The following is a 12,987-nucleotide window of genomic DNA, read 5'->3' as shown; positions in this document are numbered from 1 at the left end:
CTATATCAAATGGTAACTGGGGTAAGCCTTGGTGGCAAAATTTAAATTAGGCTTTATGCAGGTGATATAAAAAAGGCGCTTTTTACGCGCCTGTTCTGCATTCATATTATCAGAGGGTACTGTTAAAGCGAGTGCCACGGAGATTATGCGCCACTGCGTACGCCTAGCATATGGCAAATGGCGTAACTGAGTTCGCTACGGTTAAGAGTATAGAAGTGGAAGTGCTTAACCCCTTCTTTCGCTAATACCTTAACTTGGTCCATAGCAATGTTTGCTCCAATAAGGTTTCGCGTTGCCTGGTCGTCAGCGTCAAGGCCATCGAACATTTTATGTAGCCACCCTGGAACATGCACGTTAGTAAAGCCAGCGAATTTAACCAGGGTTTGGTAATTGGTTACTGGCAAAATGCCCGGCACTAAATCGATATCTACACCGGCAGCGGCTGCGCGGTCTCTAAATCGCAAATAAACGCTGGTGTCGAAGAAAAACTGCGTAATGGCTTCGGTTGCTCCTGCTTCAGCCTTGCGTTTAAGGTTAAGCAGGTCGAACTGCGCATTCGGGGCTTCAGGGTGCTTTTCAGGGTAAGCAGCAACGGAAATATCAAAATCCGCCACGTCTTTCAACAAGGCAACTAAGTCAGAGGCGTACATCTCTGTTTTTTCTAACCCTGGCGGTAAATCGCCGCGAAGCGCAACAATACGGCGAATGCCTGAATCCCAGTAGTCTTTTGCAATTTGCTTAAGCTCCTCGCGGCTTGCATCTACGCACGTCAAGTGTGGAACTGCAGCAACACCGGTTTGCTGTTGAATTCGCTTAACCACATCGTGTGTTCTGTCTCGTTCGCCGCTATTTGCACCGTAGGTCACCGACATATAGCTTGGCTTTAGTGGCGCTAAGCGCTCTACAGATTTCCATAGTGTTTGTTCCATGGCTTCCGTTTTAGGCGGAAAAAATTCAAAAGATACATCAATATCACGCAGTTCCGACAGGGACTGGTTTAATGCATCGATACCTTGCGCGTAAGAAACCATGGCTTATTCTCTTGAAAATGTAATTTTATAGACGTTTAGACGTCTAAATTAAATAATATATGTCTAGACGTCAAGAGGTTTACACTGCTCAATTGACCTTTTCGTGAACTTGTTTAGAATTTCTGTTCATAACATAAAAAAGAGTAGACCGAGTTAGTACAATGGCAGAATGGAACGGTAAGTATATTCACCCCTACGCAGAGCATGGCAAAAAGAGCGAACAGGTAAAGAAAGTCACTGTCTCTATACCAATTAATGTGCTGAAGGCACTCACCGACGAGCGTACTCGCCGCCAAATAAACAATTTGCGCCACGCCACCAATTCGGAGTTACTTTGCGAAGCGTTTTTACACGCGTTTACGGGGCAACCTTTACCGAACGACGATGATTTGCGCAAAGACAATCCTAATCGGGTGCCAGCAGAAGCGCGTCGCATTATGGAAGAAATGGGTATAGATCCAAGCTTTGAAAACAACGTCTCGGAAGATGAATAAAGTTCAGCTTAACCCATGCTAACAAAAAACGGCGCTATTAGTGTGAAGTGATCTCACAATAATAGCGCCGTTTTTTATGGCATATTAAACATAGTAATTCTTGTTTAATGCTACATCACTGAAGTTAGCCTTTCGCTAGTCTGGTTTTCGGCAACCCCACTGTTAATTTACCCCTATTCGGCCGAGTTTTCAGGTACCCGGGCCACGCCGGACGCTATCGCTGCTTTAGATACCGCAGTTGCGATACGTTCACATAAGCGTGGGTCCATCGGCTTAGGGATAATGTACTCTTTACCGAAGGTCAGACTGTCGCTTTTACTTGCCGCTAATACTTCTTCTGGCACCGGCTCTTTGGTAATGGTGCGAAGGGCTTCAACGGCGGCCACTTTCATCTCGTCGTTTATGGCCGTGGCGCGAACATCTAATGCGCCGCGGAAAATAAAAGGGAAGCATAGAACGTTGTTAACCTGATTTGGGTAATCAGAGCGCCCGGTTGCCATAATGAGGTCTTTACGCACCTCATGGGCCAGCTCTGGCTTTATCTCTGGGTCTGGGTTTGAGCAAGCAAATACAATAGGGTTCTCTGCCATTAACGCTAGCGTTTCTGGTGGTAAAACGTCAGGCCCTGATACGCCAACAAAAATATCTGCGCCTTCCATAACATCTTCAAGGGTGCGTTTGTCGGTGTTGTTAGCAAAGAGCTTTTTGTGCTCAGTCAGCTCTTCACGACGGGTATGAATAACCCCTTTTCTGTCTAGCATATAAATGCGTTCACGCTGGGCGCCGCATTTAATGAGTAGTTCCATGCAAGCTACCGCGGCTGCGCCTGCACCCATGCACACTATTTTTGCACTCTCGATATTTTTGCCCTGAATCTCAAGGGCATTTAGCATACCCGCTGCCGTGACGATTGCAGTGCCGTGCTGATCGTCGTGAAATACGGGAATTTTACAGCGCTTTATAAGCTCTTGTTCAATCTCAAAACACTCAGGGGCTTTAATATCTTCTAAGTTTATACCGCCGAAGGTGTCGGCGATATTCGCCACAGTATTAATGAACTCTTCTGTCGTGCGATGCTTTACTTCAATATCAATGGCATCTAGCCCGGCAAAGCGTTTAAACAGCAAGGCTTTACCTTCCATCACAGGCTTTGAGGCGAGGGGGCCAAGGTTACCTAAACCTAAGATCGCGGTGCCATTACTAATCACGGCTACCATGTTACCTTTAGCGGTGTACTTATAGGCATTATCGGGGTCTTCAGCTATTTCCCTAACTGGTTCGGCAACACCGGGGCTGTATGCTAATGCAAGGTCGTCAACACTATCTGCTGACGTAGACAGCTCTACGCGAATTTTTCCGGGGGTGGGGTAGGCGTGATAATCGAGTGCGCGTTGTCTAAAATCTGACATGTAAAATTGTATCCTTAGATGTAGGGTTCATCGGTGTTTTTACTCACGCTTTGCCGCTATCTTATGTCGTTATAGTTATAGGAAGATAAACACAAGCGCGTTCTAACCAAGTAATTACAAAAAGTTTTAAACACTGAAACTGAGCGAATCTAGCCACAGGTTCCAGCTTAATTTGTTGTTGCATTTTCAGTTACGCAATATGAATTCGAATAACTGAAAGCGCTACAAGGCATGATAGCAAGCCAATATTCATAAGATTAATACCCACTATCAGAACGCCTATCGCAACTTTAACACAGCATTTCATTGTGTACATATCTGATCAGAATCCTCATTAACCAATGTAGGGGAGCCACACTAATTAGACCAGTAAATTAAGCCTATAATTATCATTCATATCATTTATTTCAATATGTCTTTGTATTTTTAATTTCTATTATTGTGAGGCGTAGGGATCACAGCCTAAATTTTCACCAAACGATTATGTCTGCGGCGTCGTTTTGTTAATATCTCAAACATTGATACCGAAACTGCGGCGTGGACGAGCGTAATGACAGAACGAAAACTTATTGAAGTACTCACAGACGTATGCGAAAGCGTAAAAGAAGACAATAGCGGGTTTGCCTGGCTTACGCATACTGGCCACTGGCGTACACCTAAAGTCGTGGCTGTTTTTAGTCGCGAGCATGAAAAGCAGGTAGCGCAAACCAATGGGTGGGATATGGACTTTATAAGTCGGGTGAATATTGCAACAGCGGCCATTAAATCTAAACCCGTTGGGGTCTATTTTGACAGCGAAGAAGCATGTAAACAACGTAGCGGCGGCGACTGGGACGTGCACTTATCGAAGCTAGACAACGAGCATTAACGCGCCGAGCAGGCGAGGCTTAAGGCGCAGAGAGGTTTTTTCGTTTACAGTGATGCGAGGGGGCACGCGCTGATAGCCAATTAAGCACAGATATTATTTAACCTGCAAATAATGACAGGCAATAAAAAAGCGCCGTATAGGCGCTTTTTTCGAACTCGATATCAGGCTTACTTTTTGCCCAATGCACCGAAACGCTTCTTGAAGCGATCAACACGACCACCAGTGTCAACGTTACGTTGCTTACCAGTGTAGAAAGGGTGACATGATGAACATACGTCTAGGTTGATGTCTTTACCAAGCGTAGAACGAATTTTCATAACGTTACCACAAGAGCAAGTTGCTGTGATTTCTTCGTATTTAGGGTGGATATCTTGTTTCATGGGATTACCTCACATAATAAGGCCGTATCGCTATACAACCCGAAGTCGCACACCATACGTTACTTAATTCAAATGATAAGTCGTTCAAAGAACAGCCTATCGCAAAAAGAGCGGCGCATAATAAAGGATGGCAGAGGGTTGATCAAGCGGTTTTTGTATGCTCGCTAAACAACGAAACATTCCTTTTATGCTAAAGCGCAAAGTATGTTTAAATATTTCAGTTTAATGGCGGGTAAAATAAGCGTGACTTTTCCATGCAGCTTACTCTAGATACGTTTATGTGCGCTTATGTAACGGTTACGCCCGAAAGCTCAATAGACTTTAATAACTTTACGATAAGGTAGAACGTTCGCAATGGCCTTCATTCAAGTTGCTGTACCAGTGCCGCTGCGCCAACTTTTCACATATACCCACGATAGCGCACTAGAAGCAGGCGTACGGGTAATGGTGCCTTTCGGTCCGCGCAAACTTGTGGGCGTAGTTGTTGAAACACTACGAAAATCAGAGAGCGAAATTGACAATAGCAACAAGCTAAAAGCCATTGAAACGGTGCTAGATCATCAACCTATTATTGATGGGGTGCTGCTAAAAATGGCGCAATGGCTGTGGCAGTACTACCACCATGCTCCGGGTGAAGTGTTACACGCCATGCTGCCTGTATTATTGCGAAAAGGCGAGTCGGCAGGCCCTACTCCACAAGATATGCTCATGCTTACCGATGAGGGTAAAAAAACGCTGTCAGCGTCGCTTTCTCGCGCCCCAAAGCAAAAAGCGTGTTTTACCGCCTTGACCAAACGGGCGATGCTCGCGATAGAGGCGCGTAAGCAGTTTGGTGCGCCAGCGGTAAAAGCCTTGGTAGAAAAGTCGCTTGCCGTTATCAAAGAGGTTACTCCTGAATTTAAGCCGGGTGCTTGGCTATCTACGTTAACAATGGAAGATAAGCCTGTTCCCGATACTGAGCAGTCAATTGCCATCGCCGCCCTTAACCGTCAACACGGCAACTTTGCGGTTAGCTTACTTGAAGGGGTGACCGGTAGCGGCAAAACAGAAGTATACCTTCAAGCGATAGAGCCTTTACTGCGCGAAGGAAAGCAGGTGCTTATCCTTGTGCCTGAAATTGGGCTTACCCCGCAAACGGTATCCCGCTTCGAAAAGCGCTTTGGCATTGCCGTGGGCGTATTGCATTCGCAACTTTCAGACAAAGACCGGCTGCAAGTATGGCAGCGAGCAAAAGCGGGCGAGCTCGGTATTGTTATAGGTACCCGCTCTGCTATTTTCACCCCGCTTAATAACCCGGGTATGCTTATTGTTGATGAAGAGCACGACGAGTCGTTTAAGCAGCAGGATGGGCTTCGCTATCATGCTCGCGATTTGGCGGCCATGCGTGCGAAACAGCATAATATTCCTTTACTGCTTGGCAGTGCCACCCCTGCTCTTGAAACCCTTAATAATGCGCTACGCGGCCGCTATGCGCACTTACAACTCACCAAGCGAGCCGGGGGCGCGCAAAGTACCCATCAGCACGTATTAGATGCGCGCGACCAGCCAATTCACTACGGTATTTCACAAGGCCTGTTAACCATAATGCGCCAGCATATTAGCGCAGGGAATCAGGTGTTGGTGTTTGTAAATCGCCGAGGCTATGCGCCAGCGTTACTTTGTCATCATTGCGGCGAGACAGTAACGTGTAAGCGTTGCGAGCGACCTTACACCGTACACAAAGCGCAAAACCGATTGCAGTGTCACCATTGCGGCGGCATGCGTGCTATGCCAACAAACTGTGAAGCTTGCCATCACAACGAGCTAGTTACTGCGGGTACCGGAACAGAGCAAGTAGAGCAGGGGCTTGCTAGCTTGTTTCCCGGGGTAACGCAGGTGCGAATAGACAGCGACACGGTGCGCGGTAAAGATAAGTTACATCAAACGCTCGATGCAATTAACCGCCAGGAATATCAGCTGCTGGTGGGCACTCAGATTTTGTCTAAAGGCCACCACTTTCCTCACGTCACATTAGTGGCTGTTCTCGATTGCGATGGCGCACTGTTTAGCGCAGACTTCAGAGCCCCTGAAAAGCTTGCTCAACTGGTAACTCAACTTGCTGGAAGAGCGGGGCGTGCAAGTAAACCCGGTGAAATGTGGCTGCAAACCCATAATCCTCATCACCCGCTGCTACAAGATTTGGTGCATAATGGTTACGGGCACTTTGCCAGGCATGCGTTAATGGAGCGAAAAGCGGCAAGCTTGCCCCCGTTTATTAGTCAGTTCGTAATACGCGCCGAAGCTACCGATAGCAGTTTGGCCTATCGATTTTTACAAGACTGTAAGCAGGTATTTACGCAAGCGCACGCCATTGAGATAAGCGGCCCGTTCCCATGCCTAATTGAAAAGCGACAAGGCCGATTTCGATTCATGCTGGTGTGTAGTCATCAAAAACGCGCCCCGCTTCATAATGCGCTGCGTTTGGCGCTTCCGTTTTTACAGGCTTTACCGCAGGCCACTAAGGTAAGGTGGTCAATCGATATTGATCCTACCGATTTCAGTTAGCTTGTTGAGAAGCAATACGTTAAAATTTCGCCACGACTAAAGGTGTGAGAATCTTTACCCTTTAACTAGGTTTGGTATACGACGTTTTCTTACGAATACGAACAACGATAACAAGTAGGAATTTTGCCGACTATGGCTCAACGCGATTATGTCTCTCGTGGACGCTCTACTCAAAAAAAAGAAGCCTGCTGGAAAAGGCAGAAAACCCGCTGGCAATGCGCAAAAAAAATGCACCGGTTGATAGTAAGCTTCCTATTGTTCGCCTAATCGGCGTTTTAGCACTCGTAATTGGCTTTGGTGCTTTTTTATGGTCAATTAAAGATAACGTAGAAGATGATGTGGATACACAGGCATCTCGCCCGGTTGCACCTACACAAGAGTCTTTGCCAGAACTACCTGAAGAAGAGTGGGAATACATTAAAACCTTGCCTGGCTATGAGGTTGAGGTAGAAGTTAGAGAACAAGAAAAATCTGACAAACGCTACTTGATGCAATGCGCGTCGTTTAGAACCCGTGCGCAAGCTGAAGAGATGAAAGCCAAAATTGCCTTTCAAGGTTTAGAGGCGCTTATCAGACACAGCACCGGCAGTAACGGCGATTGGTTCCGCGTTATTTTAGGCCCTTACGAGTCTAAACGAGATGCGGAAAAAGCGAAGCACAGCCTGCGTAAAGTGAATATTGCGACCTGCCAAATTTGGTACTGGAACTTGTAGTACTTAGCACTAGGTTGCGAACACGGTGGTGGTTTCGACATTGAGGCGTATAGGTTTTGCTAAATTTCTATAGCTAACGCCTGCGCCTCAACCACTTCACACATAATTAGCCACAGACATAACTTGCGAAAGTATGCACGCAACAAATAGCGTATTCAATAAACAATGTATGTGCTAAGCCCTTATCGGAGCCAACGCTGGGCGCACATTATTCTGTCTTGCCCTTGAAATTAGAAAGCCTCCCCCCACTTATTTGTTATTGAATTTGTACGCTGCTGCCTTTGCACGATAAAAACGCGGCAGCGCCCAGCTAAACGGGGAATTAACGTGACAACGATTGTATCTGTACGACGTGGGAATCAGGTAGTGATGGCCGGTGATGGTCAGGTATCACTAGGCAATACCGTGATGAAAGGTAATGCACGCAAAGTGCGCCGTTTATACCACGATAAAATTTTAGCGGGCTTTGCTGGCGGCACGGCCGACGCATTTACGCTATTTGAGCGCTTCGAAGCTAAGCTTGAAGCGCACCAAGGCCATTTAACCAAAGCCGCCGTAGAGCTTGCCAAAGACTGGCGCACTGATAGGGCGCTGCGCAAGTTAGAAGCCTTATTGGCAGTAGCCGATGAAACCGCTTCTTTCATTATTACCGGTAACGGCGATGTGGTGCAGCCAGAGCAAGATCTTATCGCCATAGGTTCAGGTGGCAATTACGCGCAAGCAGCGGCAACGGCACTTTTAGATAATACGGAATTAAGTGCAAAAGACATTGCTGAAAAAGCACTGACCATTGCCGGTGATATTTGCGTATTCACTAACCATAGCCAAACGGTTGATGTACTAGATTACTAAGTAATAGCTGAATGCTGTTATCGGCTTGTTGTCGCCCGTTTGAGGATAAGTACAACAAGCATTGTTAGAAAAGGGTTTATTCATGTCTGAAATGACACCAAGAGAAATTGTTCACGAGTTAGACAGCCATATTATCGGTCAACAAGATGCCAAGCGTGCTGTATCGATTGCACTTAGAAACCGCTGGCGTCGCATGCAGCTTGAGCCTGAGCTGCGCCAAGAAGTTACGCCAAAAAATATTTTAATGATTGGTCCAACGGGTGTGGGTAAAACAGAAATTGCCCGTCGTTTGGCAAAACTTGCCAATGCGCCATTTATCAAAGTAGAAGCAACAAAGTTCACCGAAGTGGGCTATGTAGGTAAAGAAGTTGAGACGATCATTCGTGATCTTGCCGATATCGCGGTTAAGATGACGAAAGAAAACGAAATGAAAAAAGTGAAATTCCGCGCGGAAGAAGCGGCGGAAGAGCGCATTTTAGACGTATTGCTGCCACCACCAGAAGATGCGTGGGGTAACAAAGAAGACGTTGAAGATCGCGGCACACGCCAAGCATTTCGCAAGAAGCTGCGTCAGGGTGACCTCGATGACAAAGAAATTGAAATTGATGTGGCGCTTCCACAAGTTGGCGTAGAAATTATGGCGCCTCCTGGCATGGAAGAAATGACCAATCAGCTTCAAGGCATGTTCCAGAACTTGTCGGGTTCGCAGAAGAAAAAGAAAAAGCTGAAAATTAAAGAAGCCCTTAAACTGCTTATTGAAGAAGAAGCGGCGCGCCTTGTTAATCAAGAAGATTTGAAAGAAAAAGCGATTGAGTCGGTAGAACAGCACGGCATTGTATTCGTCGATGAAATTGACAAAATTTGTAAGCGCGAAGGCAATAACTCAGGTGATGTGTCACGCGAAGGCGTTCAGCGCGATCTGCTTCCACTTGTAGAAGGTTCAACGGTATCAACGAAACACGGCATGGTAAAAACAGACCATATCCTGTTTATCGCTTCTGGCGCGTTTCAAATGAGTAAGCCGTCGGATCTTATTCCAGAGCTTCAAGGGCGCTTGCCTATTCGCGTTGAGTTATCAGCGCTTAAAGTGGGCGATTTCAAACGTATTCTTACCGAACCTAATGCGTCGCTAACGCAGCAATATATTGCGCTAATGAAAACCGAAGGCGTTGATATTCGCTTTGATGATTCGGGTATTCAGCGCATTGCCGAAGCGGCATGGCAAGTCAACGAGCGCACTGAAAACATTGGTGCTCGACGCCTGCACACCGTATTAGAGCGTCTTATGGAAGATATCTCTTTTGACGCTTCAGAAAAAAGCGGTGAGTCGTTTGTAATTGATGCCGACTACGTGAATAACCACTTAGAAACCTTGGTAGATAACGAAGACTTATCGCGCTTTATTCTGTAATTTACTGCAAGTTTTTAACATATTAAGCCCAGCTTTCACGCTGGGCTTTTCTTTTTACACCGCTGCTAGCAGACCCCGAAACATATCGCTCGTAAGCGCTCGTCATATTTTTTAGTGTCATTCTTTTACCACGAAAACACGCTTAGCTTTCACCTTCGAAGTAACTCGCTGAACAACAATACGCTGAATAATTGTTAATTTTGTGTTGAACAATCGTTGATGAACGAGTATAAACTAAAAAGACAACGTTGTTTATTTATAAGATTTCATCACTTCAACTATTGGGACGCGATATGAAAGACCACAAATTGCATCCATTAGCTCGCCAGTTACGAGAGGCAATAAAGCCCGCTCCACTGGTCTTAGCGCTGATGGCTACGTCGCTACAGGCACAGGAAAATGACCCTGGTGCCGAACAAGAAGAAATGCCGAAAGAAGTAGAAGTAATAGAGATTTCCTACGGATACAGCGCAGTTGAAAAAACAGACCTGACTGGCGCAATCGCTACGGTCGACCTTGAAGATATCATTGATTTACCTGCTGGTAACTTAATGCAAAACCTTCAGGGGAGGGTACCGGGACTACAAATTACGACTACCGGTAATCCAAGTTCGACAGCCACGGTTAGAATTCGAGGGCAGGGACTTGGACCCTTAGGAAATAACGACCCGCTTTATATCATTGACGGAATACCAACTAAATCAGGTTTACACGAAATTAACAGCAATGACATTGCCGACGTTCAAGTGTTGCGCGATGCGGCCGCTGCCAGTATTTACGGCGCTCGGTCTGGAAATGGTGTGATCGTAGTTACCACGAAGAAAGGTCATGATGGTTTAGATTTTAACTTCCGTTATAACCAAAGTATCGAAGAATATGACTATGACCTGCAGCCGCTCAATACGCTCGAACGTGGAGCGGTGGTGTGGCAGGCGGCAGTCAACGATGGCTCAAATCCAAATTCCGCAAGCCCGCTATATACCTTCGACTGGAATCAGGATTTTAGTAATCCTGAATTGTACTCAGTTATTTTGCCCACCTATACCGACCCGGAAGGCCTGCAGCGTCCCGCTGATACCAATTGGTTTGATGAGGTTACGCGAACGTCAAAAGTATCCGATTTGAATTTCTCTGTTGCAGGAGGAAACGATGTTTCTCAATTCTATACCTCGCTTGGATATTTCGAAGCGGAAGGGATTGTAGACGGCTCTAAATTTGAAAGGTTGGCATTTAGGGTTAATTCAGAACATGAGGTTGTAAAAGACAAGGTAAAAGTTGGTCAGACGTTTTTAATTACCGATCAAAAAGCGAACCTTATTAATGACCTTGCTGGGCAGATCCTGGGGTTATCCATTGAGCAGCAGTCCATTGTTCCTGTTTACAACGACGAAGGTGGATGGGGTGGGCCGGTCCCAGGCATTACTGATAGAGACAACCCCGTGCGTATTATTGAGCAGAACCGTGATAACGACCATACCTACAACAAGGTAATGGCAAACTTTTTTGTCGAATACTCTCCTATTGAAAACTTAACCCTTAGGGGTAATGTTGGCGTTGACTATAGTCAGTTCTATTTTCGCAACTTTACCCGCGCATTTACTGCGGGCTCACTTAGCGGAGGAGACCGGTTAACGGTAGAAGATAACTGGAATCAAAGCATTATTACGGGTGCGACTGCCACTTACAAACTCACGCTGAACGAGCTACACAAGTTCAACTTTCTTGCTGGCGTAGAGCAAATTAACTACGAGCGTGAATTATCTCGAGGTATAGGTTCAGGCTTCGCATCTGATGATCGTTCATTCGCTTACCTGTCTCAAGCTACGTCGGACGTAAGGGTTGAAGGTGAAGGGGAAACCTGGTCACTCGACTCTCAATTTGCGCGTGTCGATTATAACTATGACAATCGTTACCTCACGTCTTTTACGGTCCGCAGAGACGGCTCTTCACGGTTTGGCGATGCCAATGAATACGGCACCTTTCCTGCCGCATCTTTAGGCTGGGTTGTCAGCAACGAAAGTTTTTTTGACGTGGATTTCATTAACGCATTAAAGCTGAGAGCGAGCTGGGGGGAAACCGGCAATCAAGAGATTCCAACGGACGCCACTGTCACTACTTATATTCCACGGTATGCAACACAGTCGCTTTTCACAAACGAGCAAGATGAGGGAACGGCATACGATATTACCGGCGCCAACGGCGGCACCTTACCCTCCGGCTTTGTGCGTGCACAAACGGGTAACGCTGACCTAAAGTGGGAGACCTCTACACAAGTCAATTTAGGTTTTGACTTTGAACTCTTTGAAAACACCGTTTACGGCAGCTTTGATTGGTTCGAAAAAGAAACCCGCGACATTCTCACGTTAACTCAACCGATTGCGACGCTCGGTGAAGGTGCGCAGAAGTGGGTTAACGGTGGCACAATTGAAAACGCTGGCGTTGAGCTGGTTCTTGGTTACGAGAAGTGGATTGACACTGGTTTACTGGAAGATGAGCTGCTTGTTGACATTAATTTTAATATCTCATCGGCTGAAAATACCGTTACAGCTCTGCCCGAAGATGTTGTGAATTCCTTTGGTGGTAATGGTCAGGACAAAACGATTTTAGGCCGGTCAATAAACTCAGTCTATGGATATCTCGCTGACGGTATATTCCAAAATCAAGAGGACGTTGACGCACATGCCACTCAATCAGGCGCAGCTCCCGGTCGGATTCGCTGGCAAGATCTTGATGGCAATGGCGTAATCGATGAGAACGACCAAGATTTTTTTGCTGACACTGATCCCGATTTTATCTATGGCATGAATTTCACTTTCAAATACCGCAACTGGGACTTTAACATGTTCTGGCAAGGTGTGAAAGGTGGACAAGTTCGAAATAACTGGCGACTGTTTACTGATTTCACATCTTTGAATATCGGCTCAAACTATGGTTCCCGAACGCTTGATGCATGGACACCACAGAACACAGATAGCAGTGTACCAGCACTTACCCTGATTGATAATAACGGTGAAGGACGACAGTCCAGCTTCTTTTGGGAAGAAGGAACGTACCTCAAACTTCGTAATATTAGCGTTGGATATACGCCAACCTTGGACTTTATAGAGCGCTTTGGTCTTACAGACGCTCGCGTCTATCTACAGGCTCAAAACCTTCTGACGATAACGCCAGATGGCACATTGAGCGAAGATCCGGAAACCCCTAACGAAGTCTTTCCTGTACCCCGCCGATTTACGCTAGGGCTGGAAGTTTCTTTTTAAGCGAACAGGATAATGGATTAAGAAT

At 46.2% G+C, this 12,987-nt stretch carries 10 protein-coding genes; 7 read left to right on the top strand and 3 right to left on the bottom strand.

Annotated features, from left to right (window positions below; genetic code table 11):
• Nucleotides 1-143: 143 nt before the first annotated feature.
• Complete coding sequence (gene metF, locus ACX5J7_RS09555; RefSeq protein WP_012519868.1) at nt 144-1,031, bottom strand: methylenetetrahydrofolate reductase; 888 nt, start codon at nt 1,029-1,031, stop codon at nt 144-146.
• A gap of 161 nt (nt 1,032-1,192) precedes the next feature.
• Here metF and metJ point away from each other — a divergent pair, with 161 nt between their 5' ends.
• A complete protein-coding gene (gene metJ, locus ACX5J7_RS09550) occupies nt 1,193-1,525 on the top strand; it encodes a met regulon transcriptional regulator MetJ (protein WP_012519869.1) in 333 nt (110 codons plus the stop codon).
• Nucleotides 1,526-1,698: 173 nt separating this feature from the next.
• Here metJ and ACX5J7_RS09545 read toward each other — a convergent pair whose 3' ends face one another.
• On the bottom strand, nt 1,699-2,934 hold the full coding sequence (locus tag ACX5J7_RS09545) for a malic enzyme-like NAD(P)-binding protein (RefSeq protein WP_012519870.1): 1,236 nt from the start codon (nt 2,932-2,934) through the stop codon (nt 1,699-1,701).
• A gap of 550 nt (nt 2,935-3,484) precedes the next feature.
• On the opposite strand from ACX5J7_RS09545, the gene ACX5J7_RS09540 reads away from it, so the two are divergent.
• Nucleotides 3,485-3,802 (top strand): hypothetical protein, encoded by a 318-nt coding sequence (locus ACX5J7_RS09540; RefSeq protein ID WP_012519871.1) that lies wholly within the window; start codon nt 3,485-3,487, stop codon nt 3,800-3,802.
• Between the two features lie 167 nt (nt 3,803-3,969).
• On the opposite strand, the gene rpmE is transcribed toward ACX5J7_RS09540, so the two are convergent.
• The gene (gene rpmE / locus ACX5J7_RS09535; protein WP_012519872.1) at nt 3,970-4,182 is read right to left on the bottom strand and encodes a 50S ribosomal protein L31; all 213 of its coding nucleotides are present in this window, start codon (nt 4,180-4,182) and stop codon (nt 3,970-3,972) included.
• 354 nt (nt 4,183-4,536) lie between these two features.
• Between rpmE and priA the strand changes: the two genes are divergently transcribed.
• The 5 genes from priA (at nt 4,537) to ACX5J7_RS09510 (ending at nt 12,962) form a co-directional block, all read left to right on the top strand.
• Entirely contained in the window at nt 4,537-6,726 is a 2,190-nt protein-coding gene (priA, locus tag ACX5J7_RS09530) for a primosomal protein N' (RefSeq protein WP_498706976.1), read from the top strand.
• 215 nt (nt 6,727-6,941) lie between these two features.
• Nucleotides 6,942-7,439: an SPOR domain-containing protein gene (locus ACX5J7_RS09525; protein ID WP_498706974.1), complete on the top strand. Its 498-nt coding sequence runs from the start codon at nt 6,942-6,944 to the stop codon at nt 7,437-7,439.
• Between the two features lie 327 nt (nt 7,440-7,766).
• Nucleotides 7,767-8,291 carry an ATP-dependent protease subunit HslV gene (gene hslV, locus ACX5J7_RS09520; protein ID WP_012519875.1) on the top strand — a complete coding sequence of 175 codons (525 nt, stop codon included), beginning with the start codon at nt 7,767-7,769 and terminating at the stop codon, nt 8,289-8,291.
• An 82-nt stretch (nt 8,292-8,373) separates the two neighbouring features.
• Nucleotides 8,374-9,702, top strand: a complete 1,329-nt coding sequence (gene hslU / locus ACX5J7_RS09515; RefSeq protein WP_071952862.1) for an ATP-dependent protease ATPase subunit HslU — start codon at nt 8,374-8,376, stop codon at nt 9,700-9,702.
• Between the two features lie 371 nt (nt 9,703-10,073).
• The gene (locus ACX5J7_RS09510; protein WP_498706999.1) at nt 10,074-12,962 is read left to right on the top strand and encodes a SusC/RagA family TonB-linked outer membrane protein; all 2,889 of its coding nucleotides are present in this window, start codon (nt 10,074-10,076) and stop codon (nt 12,960-12,962) included.
• Nucleotides 12,963-12,987 lie beyond the last annotated feature (25 nt).

This window comes from Alteromonas infernus (assembly GCF_902705815.1).
Note: the sequence above shows the minus strand (reverse complement) of the source record. Positions and strands in the feature narration are given on the sequence as shown.